Annotated in this window: 19 protein-coding genes; 14 read left to right on the forward strand and 5 right to left on the reverse strand. The window is 72.9% G+C overall.

Annotated elements, in window-relative coordinates; translation table 11 throughout:
* Positions 1–35: 35 nt before the first annotated feature.
* From ACIBK9_RS07500 to ACIBK9_RS07520, 5 genes are read left to right on the forward strand one after another with little or no spacing between them, the layout of a single operon-like run.
* Positions 36–3,677, forward strand: a complete 3,642-nt coding sequence (locus ACIBK9_RS07500) for a nitrate reductase subunit alpha (RefSeq protein ID WP_397157551.1) — start codon at positions 36–38, stop codon at positions 3,675–3,677.
* Positions 3,677–5,227: a nitrate reductase subunit beta gene (gene narH, locus ACIBK9_RS07505; RefSeq protein WP_397156026.1), complete on the forward strand. Its 1,551-nt coding sequence runs from the start codon at positions 3,677–3,679 to the stop codon at positions 5,225–5,227. The genes ACIBK9_RS07500 and narH overlap by 1 nt, the downstream gene beginning before the upstream one ends.
* A complete protein-coding gene (gene narJ / locus ACIBK9_RS07510; protein WP_397156028.1) occupies positions 5,224–5,886 on the forward strand; it encodes a nitrate reductase molybdenum cofactor assembly chaperone in 663 nt (220 codons plus the stop codon). The genes narH and narJ overlap by 4 nt, the downstream gene beginning before the upstream one ends.
* Positions 5,883–6,569 (forward strand): respiratory nitrate reductase subunit gamma, encoded by a 687-nt coding sequence (gene narI, locus ACIBK9_RS07515; protein WP_397156030.1) that lies wholly within the window; start codon positions 5,883–5,885, stop codon positions 6,567–6,569. Before narJ ends, narI begins: the two co-directional genes overlap by 4 nt.
* 30 nt (positions 6,570–6,599) lie before the next feature.
* Positions 6,600–7,253, forward strand: a complete 654-nt coding sequence (locus ACIBK9_RS07520; RefSeq protein WP_397156032.1) for a universal stress protein — start codon at positions 6,600–6,602, stop codon at positions 7,251–7,253.
* 19 nt (positions 7,254–7,272) lie between these two features.
* On the opposite strand, the gene ACIBK9_RS07525 is transcribed toward ACIBK9_RS07520, so the two are convergent.
* Positions 7,273–7,920, reverse strand: a complete 648-nt coding sequence (locus tag ACIBK9_RS07525; protein ID WP_397156034.1) for a pyridoxamine 5'-phosphate oxidase family protein — start codon at positions 7,918–7,920, stop codon at positions 7,273–7,275.
* A gap of 156 nt (positions 7,921–8,076) precedes the next feature.
* Between ACIBK9_RS07525 and ACIBK9_RS07530 the strand changes: the two genes are divergently transcribed.
* Positions 8,077–9,450 (forward strand): cytochrome ubiquinol oxidase subunit I, encoded by a 1,374-nt coding sequence (locus ACIBK9_RS07530; protein ID WP_352326394.1) that lies wholly within the window; start codon positions 8,077–8,079, stop codon positions 9,448–9,450.
* Positions 9,451–9,457: 7 nt separating this feature from the next.
* Complete coding sequence (cydB, locus tag ACIBK9_RS07535; RefSeq protein WP_387669687.1) at positions 9,458–10,426, forward strand: cytochrome d ubiquinol oxidase subunit II; 969 nt, start codon at positions 9,458–9,460, stop codon at positions 10,424–10,426.
* A gap of 30 nt (positions 10,427–10,456) precedes the next feature.
* On the opposite strand, the gene ACIBK9_RS07540 is transcribed toward cydB, so the two are convergent.
* Positions 10,457–11,332 (reverse strand): SGNH/GDSL hydrolase family protein, encoded by an 876-nt coding sequence (locus tag ACIBK9_RS07540; protein ID WP_397156037.1) that lies wholly within the window; start codon positions 11,330–11,332, stop codon positions 10,457–10,459.
* A 267-nt stretch (positions 11,333–11,599) separates the two neighbouring features.
* On the opposite strand from ACIBK9_RS07540, the gene ACIBK9_RS07545 reads away from it, so the two are divergent.
* From ACIBK9_RS07545 to ACIBK9_RS07575, 7 genes are all read left to right on the forward strand, one after another.
* Positions 11,600–12,667 (forward strand): LacI family DNA-binding transcriptional regulator, encoded by a 1,068-nt coding sequence (locus tag ACIBK9_RS07545; protein ID WP_397156039.1) that lies wholly within the window; start codon positions 11,600–11,602, stop codon positions 12,665–12,667.
* 108 nt (positions 12,668–12,775) lie between these two features.
* Positions 12,776–14,038 carry an extracellular solute-binding protein gene (locus ACIBK9_RS07550; protein WP_397156041.1) on the forward strand — a complete coding sequence of 421 codons (1,263 nt, stop codon included), beginning with the start codon at positions 12,776–12,778 and terminating at the stop codon, positions 14,036–14,038.
* Positions 14,039–14,041: 3 nt separating this feature from the next.
* Entirely contained in the window at positions 14,042–15,004 is a 963-nt protein-coding gene (locus ACIBK9_RS07555; RefSeq protein ID WP_397156044.1) for a carbohydrate ABC transporter permease, read from the forward strand.
* Positions 15,001–15,831, forward strand: a complete 831-nt coding sequence (locus ACIBK9_RS07560) for a carbohydrate ABC transporter permease (RefSeq protein ID WP_352351481.1) — start codon at positions 15,001–15,003, stop codon at positions 15,829–15,831. Before ACIBK9_RS07555 ends, ACIBK9_RS07560 begins: the two co-directional genes overlap by 4 nt.
* 32 nt (positions 15,832–15,863) lie before the next feature.
* Positions 15,864–17,069 (forward strand): glycoside hydrolase family 1 protein, encoded by a 1,206-nt coding sequence (locus tag ACIBK9_RS07565; RefSeq protein ID WP_397156046.1) that lies wholly within the window; start codon positions 15,864–15,866, stop codon positions 17,067–17,069.
* Positions 17,066–18,238 carry a GDSL-type esterase/lipase family protein gene (locus ACIBK9_RS07570; RefSeq protein ID WP_397156048.1) on the forward strand — a complete coding sequence of 391 codons (1,173 nt, stop codon included), beginning with the start codon at positions 17,066–17,068 and terminating at the stop codon, positions 18,236–18,238. Before ACIBK9_RS07565 ends, ACIBK9_RS07570 begins: the two co-directional genes overlap by 4 nt.
* Positions 18,235–19,770, forward strand: a complete 1,536-nt coding sequence (locus ACIBK9_RS07575; protein ID WP_397156050.1) for a family 20 glycosylhydrolase — start codon at positions 18,235–18,237, stop codon at positions 19,768–19,770. The genes ACIBK9_RS07570 and ACIBK9_RS07575 overlap by 4 nt, the downstream gene beginning before the upstream one ends.
* 64 nt (positions 19,771–19,834) lie before the next feature.
* On the opposite strand, the gene ACIBK9_RS07580 is transcribed toward ACIBK9_RS07575, so the two are convergent.
* The 3 genes from ACIBK9_RS07580 to ACIBK9_RS07590 form a co-directional block, all read right to left on the reverse strand.
* Positions 19,835–20,746: a hypothetical protein gene (locus ACIBK9_RS07580; RefSeq protein WP_397156052.1), complete on the reverse strand. Its 912-nt coding sequence runs from the start codon at positions 20,744–20,746 to the stop codon at positions 19,835–19,837.
* Between the two features lie 217 nt (positions 20,747–20,963).
* Positions 20,964–21,608 (reverse strand): response regulator transcription factor, encoded by a 645-nt coding sequence (locus tag ACIBK9_RS07585; protein ID WP_352351471.1) that lies wholly within the window; start codon positions 21,606–21,608, stop codon positions 20,964–20,966.
* Positions 21,605–22,609 (reverse strand): histidine kinase, encoded by a 1,005-nt coding sequence (locus tag ACIBK9_RS07590; RefSeq protein ID WP_397156054.1) that lies wholly within the window; start codon positions 22,607–22,609, stop codon positions 21,605–21,607. Before ACIBK9_RS07590 ends, ACIBK9_RS07585 begins: the two co-directional genes overlap by 4 nt.
* Positions 22,610–23,041 lie beyond the last annotated feature (432 nt).

Below are 23,041 nucleotides of genomic sequence, written 5' to 3' on the forward strand. Positions count from 1 at the left end.
GAAGAGTTGTGAGCGACATAGACGCGATCCCGGGCATGGGGCCGTTGCTCGCGGCCAGGAAGTTCTTCACCAGGGCGGAGGTGTCGGCCGACGGCCGCACCCTGCACCAGGTCGATCCCGGCGCCTGGGACCGCTTCTACCGGGACCGGTGGGCGCACGACAAGGTGGTGCGCTCGACGCACGGCGTGAACTGCACGGGCTCGTGCTCCTGGCAGGTGTTCGTCAAGGACGGCCTGATCACGTGGGAGCACCAGGCCACCGACTACCCGTCGGTCGGCCCGGAGTCGCCCGAGTACGAGCCGCGCGGCTGTCCCCGTGGCGCGTCCTTCTCCTGGTACACCTACTCTCCCTCGCGGGTGCGCTACCCGTACGTGCGCGGGGTGCTGCTGGAGATGTGGCGTGCGGCCAAGGCCAGGCTGGGCGACCCCGTGCTGGCCTGGGCGGAGCTGACCGGCGACCCCGAGCGCGCGCGGGCCTACAAGCGGGCCCGCGGCAAGGGCGGGTTCGTCCGGTCGAGCTGGGACGAGGTCCTGGAGCTCATGGCCGCCGCCCACGTGCACACCATCAAGGAGCACGGCCCCGACCGGGTGGTGGGCTTCTCGCCGATCCCGGCGATGTCGATGGCCTCGTTCGCGGCCGGCACCCGCTTCCTGTCGATGATCGGCGGCACGCTCCTGTCGTTCTACGACTGGTACGCCGACCTGCCGATCGCCTCGCCGCAGGTGTGGGGCGACCAGACCGACGTGCCCGAGGCGGCCGACTGGTGGAATTCCCGCTACCTGATCATGTGGGGCTCCAACATCCCGGTCACCCGCACCCCGGACGCCCACTTCATGACCGAGGCCCGCTACCAGGGCACCAAGGTCGTCGCGGTCAGCCCCGACTACGCCGACAACGTCAAGTTCGCCGACGACTGGCTCGCGCCGCACCCCGGCACCGACGGCGCCCTGGCCATGGCGATGGGCCACGTGACGCTGACCGAGTTCTTCCGCGACCGCCAGGTGCCGTACTTCACCGACTACGTGCGCAAGTACACCGACCTGCCGTTCCTGGTGACGCTGGAGCCGCGCGGCGACGCGTACGTGCCGCGCCGCTTCCTGACCGCCGCCGACCTGGGCCAGGAGAGCGAGAACGCCGAGTTCAAGACCGTCTTCCTGGACGAGACGACCGGCGCCGCGCAGGTGCCGAACGGCTCGCTCGGCCACCGCTGGGGCCAGGAGGGCGAGGGCCGCTGGAACCTCGACCTGGACGGCGCCGTCCCGGCGCTGACCCTGCTCGGCCGGTCCGGGCGCGCGGTCGAGGTGGACCTGCCGCGCTTCGACGAGGGCCCCACCGAGGGCGGCTCGGTCATGCGCCGCGGCGTCCCGGTCACCGAGCTGGCCGGCAAGCTCGTCACGACGGTGTTCGACCTGCTCATGGCCCAGTACGGCGTGGCCCGCGACCTGCCCGGCGAATGGCCGGCGAGCTACGAGGACGCCACGCAGCCCTACACCCCGGCCTGGGCGGAGGAGATCACCTCGGTCCCGGCCGCCACGATCGCCAGGATCGCCCGCGAGTTCGCCCGCAACGCCGAGCGCACCCAGGGCCGGTCGATGATCGCGATGGGCGCCGGCACCAACCACTGGTTCCACTCCGACCAGATCTACCGCTCGTTCCTGACGCTGGTGCTGCTGACCGGCTGCCAGGGCGTCAACGGCGGCGGCTGGGCGCACTACGTGGGCCAGGAGAAGGTCCGCCCGGTCACCGGCTTCCAGCACCTGGCCTTCGGCTTCGACTGGCAGCGCCCGACCCGGCACATGGCCGGCACCGCGTTCTGGTACCTGGCCACCGACCAGTGGCGCTACGAGCGCATCGGGGCCGGCGAGCTGGCCAGCCCGCTGGGCGAGGGCAGGTTCGCGGGCCGCTCGTTCGCCGACTGCAACGCCCAGGCGGCCCGGCTGGGCTGGCTGCCCTCGCACCCGACGTTCGACCGCAACCCGCTCAAGCTCGCCGACGAGGCCGCCGCGCGCGGCGTCCCGGTGGCCGAGCACGTGGTGGACGAGCTGAAGGCCGGGCGGCTGCGCTTCGCCGCCGAGGACCCGGGCGACCCGGCCAACTTCCCGCGGGTGCTGACCGTGTGGCGGGCCAACCTGCTCGGCTCGTCCGGCAAGGGCAACGAGTACTTCCTGCGCCACCTGCTCGGCGCCGACGCCGAGGCGCGCAACGAGGAGACGCCCGAGGGGCTGCGCCCGGCCGAGGTGACCTGGCGGGAGAACGCCGCGGAGGGCAAGCTCGACCTGCTGACGACGATCGACTTCCGGATGACGTCCACGGCGCTGTTCTCCGACGTGGTCCTGCCCGCCGCCACCTGGTACGAGAAGCACGACCTGTCCAGCACCGACATGCACCCGTTCGTGCACGCCTTCAACCCGGCCATCGCCCCGCCCTGGCAGACCAGGTCCGACCACGACGCCTTCCTCGGGCTGGCCGACGCCTTCTCCAAGCTGGCCGCCCGCCACCTGGGCCGGCGCACCGACGTGCTGGCCGTCCCGCTCACCCACGACACCCCGGACGAGCTGGCCCAGCCGGGCGGCCGGGTGCGCGACTGGAAGCACGGCGAGTGCGAGCCCGTCCCGGGCCGGACGATGCCCAAGATCGTCACGGTCGAGCGCGACTACGGAGCGGTCGCCGAGCGCGTCCGCGGGATCGGGCCGCTCTTCGCCGACCTGGGCCTGACCACCAAGGGGATCACCTACCGGGTGGGCCCCGAGCTGAACCACCTGCGCGAGCAGAACGGCGAGACCCCCGAGGGCCACATCTCCCTGAGCACCGCCGACCGGATGTGCGAGGCCATCCTCGCGCTGTCCGGCACCACCAACGGCCGCCTGGCCACCCAGGGCTTCGAGACCATGGAGAAGCGCACCGGGACCAGGCTCGCCGACCTGGCCGCCGAGCACGAGGGCAAGCGCATCACGTTCGCCGACACGCGGTCGAGGCCGCAGCCGGTGATCACCTCGCCCGAGTGGTCGGGCTCGGAGACCGGCGGGCGCCGCTACTCCGCGTTCGTCATCAACGTCGAACGCGACAAGCCATGGCACACCCTGACCGGCCGGCAGCAGTTCTTCCTCGACCACGACTGGATCATCGAGCTGGGCGAGCAGCTTCCCGCCTACCGGCCGCCGCTCGACCTGCGCCGCCACCACGGCGACCAGCGCGACGGGCAGGCTGATGGGCAGGGCGCCGAGGTCACCGTGCGGTACCTGACGCCGCACTCGAAGTGGTCGATCCACTCGGAGTACCAGGACAACGCGTACATGCTGGCCCTGTCGCGGGGCGGGCCGACGATCTGGATGAGCGTCGAGGACGCCGCCTCGATCGGGGCCGCCGACAACGACTGGATCGAGGCGTACAACCGCAACGGCGTGGTCGTGGCCAGGGCGGTCGTCTCCCACCGGATGCCGGCCGGGACCGTGTACATGTACCACGCCAAGGACCGCAACGTGAACGTCCCGCTCACCGAGCGGTCGGGCCGGCGCGGCGGCGTGCACAACTCCCTCACCCGGCTGCTGCTCAAGCCCAGCCACCTCATCGGCGGGTACGCGCAGTTCACCTACGCCTTCAACTACTACGGGCCGACCGGCAACCAGCGTGACGAGATCACGGTCATCCGCCGCCGCGGCCAGGAGGTGACCTACTGATGCGCGTCATGGCACAGGTCGCCATGGTGATGAACCTGGACAAGTGCATCGGCTGCCACACCTGTTCCGTCACCTGCAAGCAGACCTGGACGAACCGGGACGGCGTCGAGTACGTCTGGTTCAACAACGTCGAGACCAAGCCCGGCGTCGGCTACCCCAAGCGGTACGAGGACCAGGAACGCTGGCACGGCGGCTGGCAGCTCGACGGGCGCGGCCGGCTGAAGCTGCGCGCGGGCGGCCGGGTCAAGCGGCTGCTCAGCCTGTTCTCCAACCCCGACCTGCCGGACCTGGACGACTACTACGAGCCGGCCACCTACGACTACGACACCCTGCTCAACGCCCCCGCCGGGCCGCACGTGCCGGTCATCCGTCCGAAGTCGGCCATCACCGGCAAGGACATGAACATCACGTGGGGCGCCAACTGGGAGGACGACCTCGGCGGCGCCCCCGAGCACGCCCACGGCGACCCCAACCTGGCGGCCATGGCCGAGAAGGTGCGGATGGAGTTCGACCAGACCTTCATGTTCCACCTGCCGCGCATCTGCGAGCACTGCCTCAACCCGGCGTGCGTGGCCGCCTGCCCCTCCGGCGCGATGTACAAGCGGGAGGAGGACGGCATCGTCCTGGTGGACCAGGACCGCTGCCGCGGCTGGCGCATGTGCGTCTCGTCGTGCCCGTACAAGAAGGTGTACGTCAACCACAAGACCGGCAAGGCCGAGAAGTGCACGTTCTGCTTCCCCCGCATCGAGGCGGGACAGCCGACCGTGTGCGCCGAGACCTGCGTGGGCCGGCTGCGCTACATCGGCCTCGTCCTGTACGACGCCGATGCCGTGCTCGCCGCCGCCCGCGTGCCCGACCCTCGCGACCTGCTCGAGGCCCAGCGCGAGGTCTTCCTCGACCCCGACGACCCGCAGGTGGCCGCCGCCGCGCGAGCGTCCGGGATCAGCGAGGACTGGATCGAGGCCGCGCGGCGCTCGCCGATCTACCGGCTGGCCATGCGCTACCGGGTGGCGCTGCCGCTGCACCCGGAGTACCGCACGCTGCCGATGGTCTGGTACATCCCGCCGTTGTCGCCGGTGCTCGACGCCGTGACCGGGGCCGGCGCGGACGCCGACGACCCCGACAACGTCTTCCACGCCATCACCGACCTGCGCATCCCGCTGGAGTACCTGGCCGGGCTGTTCAGCGCCGGGGACACCGAGGTGGTGGCCGGGGTGCTGATGAAGCTGTCGGCGATGCGCGGCTACATGCGGGCCCGCACCCTCGACGGCACCGTGGCCGGGGACCTGCTGGAGTCGGCCGGGATGACGGCGCGGGACATGGAGGAGATGTACCGCCTGCTGGCCGTCGCCAAGTACGAGGAGCGCTACGTCGTGCCCGCCGCCCACCGCGAGGACGCCGCCGCGTTGTCGGCCCAGGCCGCCGGGTGCAGCCTGGACGGCGACGGCGGCCCCGGGATGAGCGGGTTCCACCCGACCGGCGTGACCGGCCGCCGCAGCGACGGACGCCTGGGCCTGAAGCTGTTCACCGGCAAGGGGCCGGCGTCATGAGACTGCTGCCCGCCCCCGACACCGTCGTCGAACGGCCGCAGGACCGCGCCGTGCTGCTCCGGCTGGTCTCGCTGCTGCTGCAGTACCCGGACGCCGGGCTGCTGGCCGCCCGTCCCGAGCTGCGCAAGGCCGTCGCGGCGCTGCCCGACGGGCATCCGCGCCAGGCGCTGGAGCAGTTCCTGTGGTGGTTCGGCGACCGGCAGCCGATGCCGCTGGCCCGCCACTACGTCGAGACCTTCGACCTGCGCCGCAGGTCCAGCCTCTACCTCACCTACTACCTGCACGGCGACACCCGCCGCCGGGGCATGGCCCTGCTGACGCTCAAGCAGCGCTACCGCGTGGCCGGGCTCACCCCGCCCGAGGGCGAGCTGCCCGACTTCCTGCCGGTGGTGTGCGAGTTCGCCGCGCTGGCCGGGCCGGACGTGGGGGAGGCGCCGCTGCGCCAGCACCGCAAGGGGCTGGAGCTCATCCGCACCGCCCTGCACGAGGCGGGCTCGCCGTACGCGCTCGTGCTGGACGCCCTGTGCGCGGTGCTGCCCGGCATGTCGGAGGCCGAGCGGGCCGCGGTGGCCGACCTCGCCCTGGCCGGCCCGCCTGCCGAGGAGGTCGGCCTGGCCCCGTACGGGCCGCCGCTGACCGAGAGTGAGGTACGGCCGTGAGCGTCGTGCTCTGGGCGATCGTCCCCTATGTCGCCTTGACGATCTTCGTCGCCGGGCACGTCTGGCGCTGGCGGGTGGACCAGTTCGGCTGGACCACCCGTACCACGCAGGTGCTGGAGAGCAGGCTGCTGCGGCTCGGCTCGCCGCTGTTCCACCTCGGCGCGTTCGCGGCCATCGGCGGTCACGTGCTCGGCCTGCTCGTCCCCAAGAGCTGGACCGAGGCGGTCGGCGTGGACGAGCACCTCTACCACCTGGTGTCGGTCAGCGCCGGGACCGTGGCCGGGGTCATGGTCGTCGCGGGCCTGACGCTGCTGCTGGCCCGGCGTCTGACCAGCGCGCGGGTGCGGCGCACCACCACCCGCGCCGACAAGGTGCTGTTCACCGTGCTGGCCGTGGTGATCGTGCTCGGCATGGCCGCGACCGTGGGCAGCAACCTGCTCGGCGGCGGCTACGACTACCGGGCCACGATCGCCGTCTGGTTCCGGGGCGTGCTGACCTTCCGTCCCGACCCGCGGCTGATGGCCGACGTGCCGCTGCTGTTCCAGCTGCACGCGATGTCGGCCTGGCTGCTCGCCGCGATCTGGCCGTTCACCCGGCTGGTGCACGTGTGGTCGGCGCCGGTGGCGTACCTGTGGCGGCCCTACGTCGTCTACCGGCGACGCGTGCCCGTCCGGTCCCGCTGACCGGCGCGGAGCCCGGGAAGGAGAGGTGTGATGGGCGGTCAGATCGTTGTGGCGGTGGACGGATCCGCGCCCGCGACCGCGGCGGTGGAATGGGCGGCGGCCGACGCCGCGCGGCGCGGGCTGGACCTGCGCATCGTGCACGTGCGCCGGCCCGGCGGGACGGACGACCCCGCCCGCGCGCTGGAGGCCGCCGCCGCCCTGGCCGGGCAGGCCATCCCGGCCGTCCTGGCCGGGCAGGCCGGACGGGGCGGGGAGGCCGAGCGAGTCGGGGTGACGACAGAGGTGATCGCCGGGAACGTCGTGGACACCCTGGTCGCGGAGTCGCTCGCGGCCGACAGCCTGGTCCTGGGCTCGCGCGGGCTCGGCGGGTTCACCGGCATGCCGGCCGGATCGGTGAGCGTCGCCGTGGCCGGGCACGCCGCCGGCCCGGTCGTCGTCGTCCGGACGCCGCCGCACGGGCACGTCGTCCCGTGGCGGCAGGCCAACCCCGACCTGGTCATCACCGAGGAACAGCCGTGCGAGCACCCGGTCTCCGCCCTGGTCCGCGCCGCCGGGACGGCCGACCTGGTGGTGGTGGGCTCGCGCGGGCTCGGCGGCTTCGCCTCGGCCGTGCTGGGCTCGGTCGGCCACGGGGTGCTGCACCACGCGGCCTGCCCGGTGGCGGTCGTCCAGCCGCGCTTCTAGCCTCCGGGGCCGGCCCCCCTCACATGGAGTGGATGCGGCGGCCGGTGACGTGGTGGGGGACGATCCGGATGTGCAGCCGCCGGTCGCCGCCCGCCCACGGGGTGACGTCCGGCTCGGCCTGCTCGTCCGGGGCAACGTGGTGGGCGGGCCCCTGCACGAGCACGCTCCACCCCTGCCGCCGGGCCTCGTCGATCCGGTCCACCTCGAAGCCCACCATGACCTCGACGCCCTCCAGGCCGGTCCGCAGGTCCTGGTCGAGCGGGCCGCCCGCGGCGGTGCGGAAGACGATGGCGCCGTCGTGCACGCGGAAGTTGACGGGCAGCACCGTAGGCCCGTGCGAGCCGTTGAACGCGATCCGGCCGATGCCGCCGGGCGCGATCAGGCGCAGGCACTCCTCGCGGTCGAGGACCTCCAGGACGGGCTCGGCCATCGCGGGCCCGACGCCCGGCGGACGGTCGCGCCCGCCCCCCAGCAGATCCTGGCCGGTCGTCCCGAGCGCGTCGGCCAGGCGGTTCAGGGTTCCCCTGTCCGGGATGTCCACGTGCTCCTCCATGTACCGGAGGTAGCCGGCGGACATGTCCGCCCGCTCCGCCACCTGCTCGACGGTGAGCCCCAGCCGCTGCCGGTGGTACTGGATGCGGTGGCCGAAGTCGCCGGTCCCTGTCACTGTCTCCTCCTGCCGCTGCGTCCCCATGCGTGTCGCAGCCTTCCAGGCCCCCCGTACCCCGGACAGGGTCCTTCGCCCCTTCATGGGACCAACGTCCCTCGCCCACGGGACGCACGGCCCTACGGCGCGGCGGCCGGGAAGAGGAGCCTGGCCTGCATGGATGTCCTGGATCTCTCCCGGTGGCAGTTCGGCATCACGACCGTCTACCACTTCCTCTTCGTGCCGCTCACGATCGGCCTGTCGATCATCGTGGCCGGTCTGCAGACGGCGTGGCACCGGACGAAGAAGCCGGAGTACCTGCGGCTGACCCGGTTCTGGGGCCGGCTGTTCCTGATCAACTTCGCCATGGGGGTGGTGACGGGCATCGTGCAGGAGTTCCAGTTCGGGATGAACTGGAGTGACTACTCCCGCTTCGTCGGCGACGTGTTCGGGGCGCCGCTGGCCATGGAAGGGCTGATGGCCTTCTTCCTGGAGTCCACCTTCCTCGGCCTGTGGATCTTCGGCTGGGACCGGCTGTCGCCCCGCCTGCACCTGGCCACGATCTGGCTGGCCGCCATCGGCACCAACATCTCGGCCTACTTCATCCTGGCGGCCAACTCCTGGATGCAGCACCCCGTCGGCTACCGGATCAACAACGGCCGCGCCGAGCTGACCGACATCTGGGCCGTGCTGACCAACTCGACCACGCTGGTCACCTTCCCGCACGTCCTGTTCGGGGCGTTCCTGACCGCGGCCGCGTTCGTGCTGGGCGTCAGCGCCTGGTTCCTGCTGCGCAAGCGGGACGTCTCCCTCTTTCGCACCTCGGCCCGGCTGGCGCTGGCCGTCAGCCTGGTCTCGGCGGTCGGGGTGTCGTTCTCCGGCCACTGGCAGGCCCAGATCATGACCGAGCAGCAGCCGATGAAGATGGCCGCCGCCGAGGCCCTGTGGGAGGACGAGACCTCCGCCGGCTTCTCCCTGTTCGCCATCGGCGACGTCGAGAACGGCCGCAACCACGTCAACCTGCAGATCCCCTACGGCCTGAGCCTGCTGTCCACCAACACCCTGGACGGCGAGGTCGAGGGCATCAACGACATCCAGGCCCGCTACCAGGCCCTGTACGGCCCCGGCGACTACCGGCCGATCGTCGGCCTGGCCTACTGGTCCTTCCGGCTGATGATCGGGTTCGGCATGCTGTCGGCGCTGCTCGCCCTGGCCGGGCTCTGGCTGACCAGGCGCGGCCGGCTGCCCGCGGGCCGCTGGGCCTACCGGCTGGCCATCGCCGGGATCGGCCTGCCGTTCCTGGCCAACAGCATGGGCTGGATCTTCACCGAGATGGGCCGCCAGCCGTGGACCGTCTTCGGGCTGATGCGCACCGCCTACGCCGTCTCGCCGACGGCGGACGTCCCCTCGGTGGCCATCACGCTGGTCGGCTTCACGCTGGCCTACGCCGTGCTCGCGATCATCGAGATCCGGCTGTTGGTCAAGTTCATCCGGATCGGGCCGAACGAGCAGGACGAGCCCGAGACCGCCGTCCCCGCGCTGAGCTACTGAGGAAATCATGGAAAACGTCTGGTTCGTCCTGATCGCCGTGTTGTGGACCGGCTACTTCCTGCTGGAGGGCTTCGACTTCGGCGTCGGCATCCTGATGCCCGTCCTGAGCCGCGAGGAGGCCGACCGGCGGGCCGTCCTGAAGACGATCGGCCCGGTGTGGGACGGCAACGAGGTGTGGCTGCTGGTGGCCGGCGGCGCGACCTTCGCCGCCTTCCCCGAGTGGTACGCCACCCTGTTCAGCGGCTTCTACCTGCCGCTGTTCCTCATTCTGCTGGCGCTCATCGCCCGCGGCGTGGCCCTGGAGTACCGCAGCAAGAGCGACAGCACGCGCGGCTGGGACCGGGCGCTGTTCTGGGGCTCGCTCGTCCCGGCCTTCCTGTGGGGGGTGGCGTTCGCCAACATCGTGCGCGGTGTGCCGCTGAACGCCGAGCACGAGTACACCGGCACGCTGCTGACCCTGCTCAACCCGTTCGCGCTGCTCGGCGGGCTGGCCACGCTGCTGCTGTTCACCCTGCACGGCGCGGTCTTCCTGGCCCTGCGCACCACCGGCGACCTGCGCCTGGCCGCCGGCCGGATGGCCAAGAGCATCTCCCCGGCGGCGTTCCTGGTCGTGATGGCGTTCCTGCTGCTCTCGGACGGCGGCGGCGCGCTGCGGTGGGCCGCCGTGGCGCTGGTCGCGCTCGGCCTGGCCGGCGCGGTGGCCGCGACCGTGCGCGGCCGTGACGGGTGGGCCTTCACCGCCAGCGCGGTCGCCGTGGTCGCCCTGGTGGCCGCGATCTTCACCGGCCTGTTCCCGAACGTCATGCCCGCCCTGGACCCGGCCAACAGCCTCACCGTGACCAACGCGGCCTCCAGCCCGTACACGCTGACGGTGATGACGTGGGTCGCGGCCGTCTTCACGCCCCTGGTGCTGGCCTACCAGGCGTGGACGTACTGGGTGTTCCGCCGCCGCATCACCGGCGCCGTCCGAACCTGACGGCCATCAGGATCCGCGGCGGCGGCGCCGTCAGCGCCGGGCGGCGTCCACCGCGGTCAGCACGGCGGTGGACATGGCCTGGTGGCCCGAGGCGTTGGGGTGGAGTCCCACCGAGTCCACGCCCTCCATCGGCTCCATCCACCGGACGCCGAGGGGCTTGCACAGGTCGTGGCCCACCGAGCCGGTGTAGGTGTCGACGAATCGGGCGCCGCCCGCCGCGGCGCGGGCGGCGAGCATGGTGTTGAGGCGCTTCTCCACGTCCCGCAGCCAGGGCGCGTCACCCTTGGCGATGGGGACGGTCGCATAGCAGTTGCTCCCGTCGTCCGGCATGATGACCGGATAGCCGACGACGAGGACGTCCGCGCCGGGGGAGCGCCGCCTGATCTCCTGGAGCACGGCGTCGACCTTGTCGCCGGTGGCGGCGATGCGCCCGGCGAGTTGGTCGATGCCGGCCAGGGTGTAGCTGGCCTTGCACGGCGAGCCGCCGGGGTTGAGCTTGCCGAGGATGACGCAGCGGCCGATGATGCCGCTGACGTTGATGTCGTTGCCGCCGATCCCGAGGGTGACCAGGTCCGTCTCCGGGCGGAGCGCGTCCAGCTGCGGCGGGGCCGCGCCCTGTGCGCCGGTCATGTTCGCCGTGGTCGCGCCGGCGCAGCTGACGTCCGTGAAGGCGGCGACGGTCCGCGCGGCCGCGGTCAGGGTCGGGTAGTTGCGGTCGGAACGGCCGCAGTCGGCGTCCGTCTGGTTCGGGATTCCCGGGCCCGCGGTGTAGGAGTCGCCGAGGGCCACATAGTGGCCGACGGCGGTGTCACGGGCGGAGGCGTGCGCGGCCGGCGTCGCCAGGAGCGAAGAGACGGCCGCCGTGACGACCGCCGCTGAGAGTGTGAGGGACTTCTTCCCGAACATGGGCCACCTTCTCTGGAGGGGGGTGAGGGCAGGGGCCGGCGCGGCGGCGGAGGTGAACACCGCGCACGCAGGGCGAACCCGCGGCGCGCAGCCATTTCCTACCAGGTGGTTAGTTTTACCGGGCGCGGGCGTCCCGTCAAGATCCCGGTCGCCTCCGGTACGCGTACGAGCGTGGTGATCACCGGCCGGGCGCGGCGCGTAGGGTGGTGACCCGAAGCGGATACGATCCGTTCGCAGGCGACGCCGGGAAGGGCGGGTGATGGTCCGGTGGCGCAGAGGGCGACCGTCTACGACGTCGCTGAGCGGGCAGGCGTCTCCATCGCGACGGTCTCGCACACCTTCCGGCAGCCGGAGCGGGTTCGCCCGGAGACGCGCGAGCTGGTCCTGCAGGCCGCGCGGGCCCTCGGCTACGTGCCGAGCGGCAGCGCGCGCGGGCTCGCCAAGGGCCGCTCCCAGGCGCTCGGCCTGTATGCCTTCGACATGTTCCTGCCCGCCGACCTCGGCGCCCAGGATCTCGACGCCATGGTGGCCCGGGAGCTCGACGGGCTCGGTGACGTGCGCCGATTCCCGCTCTACGTCGACGAGATCCAGCGCGGGTTCGAGCTGGAGGCGCAGCGGCTGGGCCGCTCGGTGATGCTCGGGTCGGGGGCCAGTCGCGACTCGCTGGGCAGCTTCGATCTGGCCGGCAGCGTCGACGGCCTGGCGATCTTCCCGGGCGGCGCGGCGCGCGACCTGCTGGAGCACGTGGGACGCGGCGTGCCCGTGGTGATCTTCAGCAGCCCGCCCATGCACGACCCGCTGCACCACATCACGGTGGCCAACGAGAGCGCCGTGCGCGAGCTCGTTGATCACCTGGTCGAGCGGCACGGCCGCAGGTCTCCCGCCTTCCTCGGCGAGCCGGCCGCGCCCGACATCGCCGCCCGGTTCGCCGGGTTCCAGGCGGCGCTGGCCGCGCACGGGCTGCCGGTCCCCGAGGAGCCGTTCGACACCACCGCGCTGGCCCAGGACAGCCTGCGCTCGTTGCGCGCCGCCATCGCGGCCGGCGACGTGCCGGACGCCCTGGTCTGCGCCACCGACCAGCTCGCGCTCACCGTGCTGGACCTCCTGGCCCGGCACGGCCTCCGGGTGCCGGACGACGTCGCGATCACCGGCTTCGACGGGATCGTCGCCGGGCGGCTGTCGAACCCGACGCTGACCACGGTCCGCCAGCCGTTCGCCACGATGGGGCGGCTCGCGGTGCGCATCCTGACCGACACCGCGGCGGGGGTGTCCCACCCCAGGTCGTACGTGCTGCCGACGCGCCTGGTGCTCGGCCGCAGCTGCGGCTGCCCCTGACGAAGTTTTGTCTCAATTGCGCATTGGGGCTGGATTTCTGGCGAGTTAAGCGCATAAATTCTCAGCCGTTCGGAGGAGGCAACACAGGCCGACAGGAAGGAACTGGCCGTGCGACACAGATCAACAGTGGCGGCCCTGGCCGCCATCGCCGTTGCGGCGGCGCTCACCGCGTGCGGCCGGGCCGACGAGGGCGCCGGACGGGCCCAGCCGTCCTCCAGCGTCGCGGCCAAGGCCGCCGGCGCGATCACGATGTGGGCGATGGGCAACGAGGGCGAGCTCCTGCCCGAGTTCGTGAAGAAGTTCGAGGCCGCCAACCCGGGAGTCAAGGTCGACGTGACCGCCATCCCGTGGGACTCGGCCTACCAGAAGTTCCAGACCGCCATCGCCGCCGGGAACGTTCCAGACCTGGCCATGATGCCCGGCCTGCCGGTGTTCAAGGACGCCTTCGCGCCCGTGCCCGAGGCCATCGACACGGCGGGCATGTACCCGGGAGCCGTCTCGACGGGAACCATCGGCGGCCGGCTGCTGGAGGTGCCGTGGTACGTCGACGTCCGGGCGCTCTACTACCGGACGGACCTCGCCCGCAAGGCCGGCTGGGACAAGCCCCCCGCCACCTGGGACGAGCTGCGGCGGATGGCGGCCGACCTGCAGCGCAAGGCCGGTGCGAAGTGGGGCATCCGGCTGCCCGCGGGCACGACCGGATCGTTCCTGTCCGCGCTCTGGATGCCGTGGTCCAACGGCGCGGAGCTGATGAACGCCGACCAGTCCTCGTGGACGCTCGACACGCCGGAGTTCGCCGCGGCGTACGAGTACCTGGCGTCGTACTTCAAGCAGCGCATCGCCGATCCGAACGCCGACACGGCGCCCGCCGCCGCGGTGAAGGACTTCCTGACGGGCACGACGCCGATGCTCGTCGCCGGTCCCTTCCTGCGCGGCGCCATCTCCCAGGCCGGCGGGGACGCGTTCGCGGGCAAGTACGCGACCGCGCCGCTTCCGGCGGGGAAGAGCTCGACCTCGTTCGTCGGCGGCGCGAACCTCGTGGTGTTCAAGGCCGCCAAGAACCCCGACTCGGCCTGGAAGCTCGTCCAGTGGCTCAGCGAGCCGCAGACCCAGGCGGCCTGGTACAAGGTCAGCGGCGACCTGCCGGCGACCCAGAGCGCGTGGCAGGATCCGGCGCTGGTCGCCGACCCGACGCTCGCCGCGTTCGCCGAGCAGCTCAAGACGGCCAAGGCGCCGCCGCAGCTCGTCGCCTTCGACAAGGTCGGCGCGGCGGGCGACTCCGCGATCGAGCAGATCATCAAGGGCGGCCGGCCCGTGGCGGACACGCTGCGCAAGCTCCAGCAGCAGGCCGACGGCATCGGGGTGTCCTGAGCGGTGTCGAACCCCATGTCGCCCACCGCCACCGGACGGGCGCGCGCCTCCCGTGACGTGCGCGCCCGCCGGGCCGGGGGAGCCAACTCCGAACGCCGGCGCCGGCAGACGACGGTCGCCTGGCTGTTCGCCGCGCCGTTCGTCGTCGTCTTCGCGGTGTTCATGGTCCTGCCGATCGCCGGTTCGATCGGCTTCTCCTTCACGGACCTGACCGCGCGGGACATCCAGTCGCCCTTCAACGTGAACTTCGTGGGCCTCCAGCAGTACGCGGACGTCCTCACGGATCCGGAGTTCCAGAACGCCGCCGGGGTGACGGCGCTGTTCGTCCTCGTCGGCATCCCCGCCACGGTGGCGCTCGGGCTGGGGCTGGCGCTGGCGCTCAACTCGGGCGTCCGCCGGCTCAGGCCGGTCTACCGCGTCGCCTTCTACGCGCCGGTGGTCACGAGCGTCGTCGCGGTCTCGGTCATCTGGCGTCACATCCTCGCCCGGGACGGGCTGCTCAACATGGTCCTCGCCCTGGTCGGCGTCGAGGGGCCCGACTGGCTGAACAGCACCACCTGGGCCCTGCCCTCGTTGATCCTGATGGCCGTCTGGCGCAACACCGGGACCCTCATGGTGATCTTCCTGGCCGGGCTGCAGGCCGTCCCGGCCGACGTCGCGGAGGCGGCGGCGATGGACGGCGCCGGGCCCTGGCGCCGCCTGCGCAGCATCACGCTCCCGCTGCTGCGCCCCACGATCCTGCTGGGCTGCGTGCTCATCTCGGTCGGCTACCTGCAGTTCTTCGAGGAGGCGTTCGTGATGACGCAGGGCGGGCCGCTCGGCTCCACCTTGTCCATGACGTACTACACGTTCAACGCCTTCGGCTTCGGCGACTTCGCCAAGGCGTCCGCGGCGAGCTACATCATGTTCGTCGTCATCGCGGCGGTCGGCGTCCTGCAGTTCCGCCTGCTCAGGAGGGCCACATGACCCAGCAGGGACGCCTGACGGCGCGCTCGCTCAGCTACGTGGTGCTGACCGCCGGCGTGGTGGTGTGGCTCGCGCCGTTCGCCTGGATGGTGCTGGGCGCGTTCAAGACGCAGGACGAGATCTTCGCCGACCCACCGACGTGGTGGCCGCACTCGCCCACCGGCGGGAACTTCGCCCGCTGGCTCACCGAGCTGCACTTCGGCACCTTCTTCGGCAACAGCCTCGTCGTCGCCGTGCTCACCGTGCTCGGCAACCTGCTGTTCTGCTCGATGGTCGGCTACGCGCTGGCCAAGATGGACTTCGCCGGGAAGCGCGTCCTGCTCGGCGTCGTGCTGGTGACCATCATGGTGCCCGGCGTGGTGACCTTCGTCCCGCTGTTCGTGATCGTCGCGAAGATGGGCATCCTCGACACGTACGGGGCCCTGGTGCTGCCGTTCCTCACGCAGCCCGTGGGCGTCTTCCTGATGCGCCAGTTCATGCTGGACATCCCCGACTCGCTGCTGGAGGCGGCGCGCATCGACGGCGCCTCCGAGACGAGGATCTTCACCCGGGTCGTGCTGCCGCTGTGCGGCCCCGCGCTGGCCACCCTCGGCATCCTCACCTTCCTCGGCTCGTGGAACAACTTCCTGTGGCCGCTCGTGGCGAGCCAGACCGAGTCGATGTACACCCTGCCGGTCGCGCTCTCGCTCTACTCCACCGGCCAGTACGCGACCGACTACGGCACGCTGCTCGCCGGGGCCGTGCTGATCATCACGCCGATCCTCGCGCTCTTCGTGTCCCTGCAGCGCTACTTCGTGCAGGGCATCGCCACCATGGGCCTCAAATGACCACACCTCCGACACCCAAGACAGGATCGAACATGACGACTTCGCCGCCGCCGACATTCCCGGACGGTTTCCTGTGGGGCGCGTCGACGGCGGCCCACCAGGTGGAGGGGAACAACGTCGGAAGCGACTTCTGGCAGGCGGAGCACGACGGGAGCCGGGGCCTGCCCGAACGGTCGGGGGACGCCTGCGACAGCTTCCACCGGTGGCCCGAGGACCTGGACATCGCCCGCGACCTCGGTCTCAACGCCTACCGGTTCAGCGTCGAATGGGCCCGCGTGGTCCCCGCGCCCGGTCACCCGTCGCCGGCCATGCTGGCCCACTACCGCCGGATCATCGAAGGCTGCGGGCAGCGCGGGCTGACCCCGGTCGTCACGCTCCACCACTTCACCAGCCCCGCCTGGCTGAGCGCCGGAGGCGGCTGGACCTCCGGGGAGACGGTCGCGCACTTCGCCGACTACGTCCGCGCGGTGCTGCCGATCCTCGACGGCGTGCCCTGGGTCTGCACGATCAACGAGCCCAACATGGTCGCCCTGGTGGCCGCGCGCCGCAGGCACGGCGCCGGCGAACCCGTCCCCTCCTTCGTCCCGCCGGACCCCGACGTGACCCGCGCGCTGGCCCGCGCGCACGAGGAGGCCCGCGACCTGCTCGCCTCCGTGCCCGGACTGCGCTCGGGGTGGACGGTGGCCAACCAGAACGTGCAGGACCACGGCGCCGGCCCCGACCGCACCGCCGAGCTGTCGTACCTGGTCGACGACCAGTACATCGACCTGGCGAAGGACGACGACTTCCTCGGCGTGCAGGCCTACAGCCGCCTGCGCGCGGGCGCGGACGGCGTCATCGCCCCCGGCCCGGACGACAGGCGCACGATGATGGGCTGGGAGTACTACCCTCTCGCGCTGGAGGACGCGGTCCGGCACACCGCCGCCCGGCTCGGCGGATCGACACCGCTGCTGGTGACCGAGAACGGCATCGCGACCGCCGACGACGACGAACGCGTCGCGTACACCACCGAGGCCGTGACGGGCCTGGCCCGCGCCATGGCCGACGGCGTCGACGTGCGCGGATACCTGCACTGGTCACTTCTGGACAACTACGAGTGGGGATCGTGGACGCCCACCTTCGGCCTCGTCGCGGTCGACCGGACCACGTTCCGGCGCACGGTCAAACCCAGCGCCCGCTGGTTCGGGCGGCTCGCCCAGGACCCGGCGGCCGTCCTGGGCGGGGAGTCGGCGTCGTGACGGACCTCCTGGACGTGACCCTGGACGCCGCGGACCTGGCCCGCCTCATCGACGGCGCGGCCGCTCTCGACCCGGGAGCCCACGGCGGCCTGCGCCCGCGCCGGCTGCCGCCATGGGCCCGCGCACAACACGACGACCCCTGGTTCGACCTCATGGAACAGGCGCCCACCGGCGTCTCCCTCCGCTTCGCCACCAGCGCGACCCTGCTGCGGCTGCGCCTGCACACCCGTTCGCTCCGGCCGGCCGGCGCCGAGGTCGCCGGGCCGCACAGCCTCGCCGTCGTCGTCGACGGCGCGGTGGCGGAACACGTCGCGATCCCCGAAGGGGACGTCGTCGTCATCGGCGCCGACCGGCAGGTCGCCGGCCGGGAACAGCGCGATCCGTCCGCCGTGACGGTGGCCCTCGTGCCCGACGGCAGGGAGAAGCAGGTCGAGATCATGCTGCCGCACGACTGCGCGGTCGAGGTCATCGGCCTGGCGGCCGACGCCCCGATCGCGCCGCCGTCCGCCGGCGGCCTCCCACGCTGGACGCATCACGGCAGCTCCATCAGCCATGGGCTGCAGGCCGCCACCCCCGACGGCACGTGGCCGGCGCGGGTCGCCCTGGGCGCCGGCTGGCGCCTGCGCAACCTGTCGTTCGGCGGGAACGCGCAGCTCGACCCGTTCGTCGCCCGCATGATCAGGGACACCCCCGCGGACCTGATCACCCTGAAGGTGGGCATCAACCTCGTGAACGCCGACTCGATGCGGGCCAGGACGATGCTGCCCGCGATGCACGGCTTCCTCGACCTGATCCGCGAGGGCCATCCGGACACGCCGGTGGTCCTCATCACCGCCATCGCCTGCCCGGCGCACGAGCACACGCCGGGACCGACCGTCGATCGCGGCGGCACGGCCGCCGGGGCGGACCGGGCCCTGGAGGCCGACGACGGCGCCCTCACGCTGGCCGCCACCCGCCGGATCATCGAGCGCGTCCACGCCGGGCGCGCGCCCGACGACCCCCACCTGCACCTGGTGGACGGCCGTACCTTGCTGGGCGAGCAGGACGCGCGCCTGCTGGGCGACGGGCTCCACCCCACGCAGGAGGGGCTGGACCTCATCGCGCGGCGCTTCCAGGACACGGTGGCCGGCCTGCCGGCCCTGGCGGGGCTGCTCGGCGGCCGGCGATGAGGGCCGCGCTGGTGCCGTGGCCGCACGCGGTCGCGCTCGACCACGCGACGACGACCGTCCTGCGCCCCGGCCACGTCGAGATCCGGGCGGACGATCGTCTGCGCGACGCCCGCGCGTGGCTCGAAGGCGAGTTCGCCCGGCTCCCCGCCACCCCCTCGGCGGGTCACCCGTCCCCGTCGCGCGTCGTCCTGCTGATCGGCGAGGCGCCCGGCGACGTGCCGCCGGCCGGCGGGATCGCGCCGGAACAGCTCCCCCCGGACGAGCGGCACACCGTGACGATCGCCCCGGAGGAGATCACGATCACCGGCCCGACCCCGCACGCGGTCCTGCGGGGCGCCGCGACGCTGGTGCAGCTGGCGGAGTCGGCGGCGGGCCGGCTGCCGGTCGGGCGCATCGCCGACGGGCCCGCCCTGGCGTGGCGGGGCCTGATGCTCGACGTCGTCCGGCATCCCTTCCGCCCGGACGAGATCCGCCGCGTCATCGACCTGCTGACGCGGTACAAGCTGAACGTGCTGCACCTGCACCTCACCGACTCCGGCGGCTGGCGGCTGCAGTCGGCGGCCCGTCCCGCGCTGGACGCGACCTCGCCCGGCGAGCTGATCACGCGGCGCGAGCTGGCGGAGCTGACGGCGTACGCCGCGGCGCGCGGGGTGACGATCGTGCCCGAGATCGACCTGCCCGGGCACGCCCGCGCCGCGATCCGCGCCTGCCCGGAGCTCGCCGGCGACCGGACCGCGGCCCGTCTGGGCTACGTGGATCCGGCCGTGCCCGGGGCCGAGTCCTTCATCGCGGAGACCGTCGCCGAGTTCGCGCAGGCGTCCCGTGCCCGGTTCGTGCATGTCGGGGGTGACGAGCCGTTCGGGATGCCCGTCACGGCGTACACGCGCGCGGTCGGCGTGGCCGTCCGCGCGGCGCACGACGCCGGCAGCCGGGTCGTGGCCTGGCAGGAGACGGTACGCGCCGGGGCGCTGGGCGACGGCGACCTCGTGCAGCTGTGGATCGGCGCGGAGACGAGCATCGACGCCGACGCCAAGAAGGCGGAGCTGCCGGAGTCCGCGCACCCGTTCGTCGACCAGATGGTGGCGTTGTTCGCCCTCGCGCCGTCCGACGGGCCCGCCGCGGCGGCGGCCGGGTTGCCGGTGCTGCTGTCCTCCAGCGACGTGCTGTACTACGACCGCCCGTACGCCGAGCCCGCCGCGGACGCCGAGGGGGAGGCGCGCCGGGCCCGGCTCGGGTTCCGCGACTATCCGGCCAAGACCCTCCGGCAGATGTTCGACTGGACCCCGCGGTCCTTGGTGTCGGGGCTCGACGTCCGCGTCGCCGGGGTGGAGGCGGCGATCTGGTCGGAGACGATCACGTCCTTCGACGATCTGGCGTTCCTGCTGCTGCCCCGTCTCCCGGCCGCGGCCGAACGATCCTGGACGCGTGAGCCGGCGACCTGGGAGGACCACCGGGCACGCCTGGAACCGCACGCCGCCACGTGGGAGGCGACGGGATGGGGAGCGGCGTACCGGCCCGCGGCGGAACCGTGACCCCGCCGCGGCCCCGGGGCTCGTCAGGGTCCCGGGGCCCGTCGCGGCCCAGGGCTCGTCGTCGTCAGGCTCGCCAGGGCGACCCGCCGAGCTCGGTCACCGTCAGGGCGCGCAGCAGGTACGGATGCAGGCCCTCGGCCCGCGGCCGGGGCAGGCCGGCGGCGATCGCGGCCTCGGTGAGCGCGGCCCGCGTCCAGGCCAGGTCGACCCGCCGGCCCGCCTCGCCGGTGAGCAGCGGGTGGTCGGCGGGCCGGTCGCCGCACAGGCGGCGCAGCGGGCGGCGCAGGTAGGGGGCGAGCGGGAAGGCGACGATGTCGCCCCGCCCGTCGTGCAAGGTGATCAGCACGGGGTCGCCGGCGCCCACCAGGTGCACGTCGCACGGGGTCAGCCGGGCCAGCGCGTCGACGGACGCGCCGGTGGACTCCAGCAGCCCGACGGCCACGGCCTCGGCTAAGCGCCCCTCCTCGGCCAGCAGGGCGACCCCGCCGCGCAGCAGCCGCCGCTCGGCCGGGGTGGGCGGGTGAGCGGCCGGCGCCGGGAGAGCCGGCCCGTGCCGTCCGGCGAAGGCGTAGAACGAGGCCAGCACGGCCCGCCTGCGGATCACCGTCGCGCGCGCCAGTGGCCGGCCGGACGGCGCCAGACCGGCGGTGAGCGCGGCCAGGCAGTAGGCGTCGACCTGCGACCCGGCCCCCAGCACGTCGCCGCCGGGATCCTGGCCGCGCAGCCACCGCAGGTAGGAGGCCAGCACCCGCAGCCGCGTCCGCCGCAGGGCCGGGGACGGCCGCTCGCGCAGCCAGGCCGCCGCCACGCCGGCCGCCGCCGGACCCAGCCCCTCGACGACGTCGACGTCGGCCGCGGGGACCTCGCCCCCGTCGCCGGGACCGCGCCGCGGACGCAGCCCCTCGATGCGGGAGACGAGGCCGCGGGCCTCCTGACCGGTGAGCGCGCCCCGGGACGCGACGGTGTCCTCGGCCATGCTCAGCACACGACCGGCACGACGACGGGATCGGCGGCAGGGTCGGCGGCGGCCCGTGCCGGAGCACAACAGGACGAAAGGGAGGCGTGGAGGACGTCACTGCTCGCGCCCAACGGACCCATCATGATCTCGATCGTCTCATGGAACTGCGCCCGCGGGCTCCATCCGGCCGGGCCGCCGGGGCCGCGGGACCCGGGGGCGCGGCCGTCCGCCGAGGTCAGGGTTCGATCAGGCCGGCGCGGATGGCGTAGCGGGTCAGGTCGAGGCGGTCGTTGAGGCCGAGTTTGGCCAGGATGTTGCTGCGGTGGCGGTCGACGGTCTTGGGGCTGATGACCAGGGTGTCGGCGATGGCCTTGGTGGAGTGGCCCTCGGCGATGAGCTTGACGATCTCCTCCTCGCGGGCGGTCAGCAGGCTGTCGGGCAGCGGGTCGCCGTGCCGGTGGCGGTGGAGGTAGTCGCGGATCAGCGCGGTGACGGCCCCGGGGTAGAGGAACGGCTCGCCGCGCATCGCCGCCCGGCACGCCTCGATGAGGTCGCGGTCGGCCACCGACTTCAGCACGTAGCCGCAGGCCCCCGCCTTGAGCGCGGCGAAGAAGTACTGCTCGTTGTCGTACATCGACAACATCAGCAGGCGGATGCCGGGCCGGCGGCGGGAGATCTCCCGCGCGGCCTGCAGGCCGGTCATGCGCGGCATGGCGATGTCCAGGACGACCAGGTCGATGTCGTGGGTGCGGACGGCCTCCACCGCCTCGGCCCCGTCGGCCGCCTCGGCGACCACGGTCAGGTCGGGCTCGGCGTCCAGGATCAGGCGGACGCCCTGGCGGACGAGCGCGTGGTCGTCGGCGAGCAGGATGCGGGTCATCGGGCGTTCTCCTTGGCCGCGCCGGGGACGGTGAGGACGATCTCGGTGCCGCCGCCGGGCGGCGAGTGCACGCTCAGGCGGGCCCCGATGAGCAGGGCGCGCTCGTGCATGCCGCGGATGCCGGCGCCCGGCTCGCCGATGCCGCCCCGGCCGTCGTCGGTGACGCGCAGGACCAGGTCGCCGTCGTCGGGCGTCAGCGTGAGCGTCGCCCTGGTGGCCTGGGCGTGGCGGGCGACGTTGGTCAGGCTCTCCTGGGCGATGCGGTAGAGCACCAGCTCGACCTCGGAGCTGAGCGGTGGCAGCCCCGCGGCCAGTCTACGCGTGACCTCGACCGTGCCGGTCTGCGACAGGTCGGTGGCCAGCGCGGTGAGGGCGCTGGTCAGCCCGAGGTCCTCCAGGACGCCGGGGCGCAGCCGGTGGGCGACCTGGCGCACCTCGTCCAGGCTGGTCCTGATCGCCTCCTGGGCGTGGCCGAGCTCGTCGGCCAGCTCCGCGGGCGCCCGGTCGCGCACCCGCTTGAGCGCCAGGAGCGCGACGGTCAGGCTCTGGCCGATCTCGTCGTGCAGCTCGCGGGCGATGCGGCCGCGTTCGGCCTCCTGGGCGGCCAGGGCCTGGGCGCTGGCCACGCTGCGCTCCTCCTCCAGCCGGTCCAGCATCTGGTTGAAGGTGTCGGTGACGCTGCGCAGGTCCCGGTTGCCGGCGGGCAGCCGGTCGTGGGTGTGCAGCAGGTCCACCCGCCGCATGAGGGCGGTCAGGGAGGTCAGCGGGGCCAGGCTGGCCCGCACCAGGAACGCGTTCGCCGCCAGGATCAGCGCCAGGCCGATGAGCAGCACCGGGATCTCGGTCAGCAGCACCGGTGAGGAGACCGTCGCGGGGGACAGCGCCAGCACGAACGTGCCCGCGGCGAAGACCAGCGCGTTGATGACGAACAGGCGGCGGAACAACGCCTGGGCCGGGGTGCGGCCAGGCGGCTCCGGCGCGGTGGCGACGGCGTCTCTCATGCCTCTAGCCTGGGCGTTCGCCTCGCGCGCTGTCCACTGACCCGGCTCGAATACGGTCGCGCCCCCACCCGATATGGGGGCCGGACCCGATGGGCGCGGCCCCCCGCGCGGTGATGGCATGGTCTCCCCGGAAAACAGGGACGGACCGTAAGGAGGTGGGCGATGCGTGGCACGGACCTTCTCCGGGCCGCGGCGGCAGGACCGCTTCTCCTCCTGCCCGCCCGCGGGTCGCGGTCCGTCCCCCGGGGCCATCTGACGCGCGGGCCGCGCCGGGGGCCGGCCGCCGTCCCGTGGCCGGGGCAGAGCGCCTGAGCCGTCCCGGCCGCCTTTGTGACCTTCGCCCATGCCCCCGCTGGAGGCTCCCCATCAAGATCCGTCATACGACCGTGCCCCGAACCGGCGCGAACCGTCGTCTTCCCACCACTTCGACCA

The organism is Nonomuraea sp. NPDC050227 (assembly GCF_044459705.1).
In the GTDB taxonomy this organism is placed as follows: Bacteria; Actinomycetota; Actinomycetes; order Streptosporangiales; family Streptosporangiaceae; genus Nonomuraea.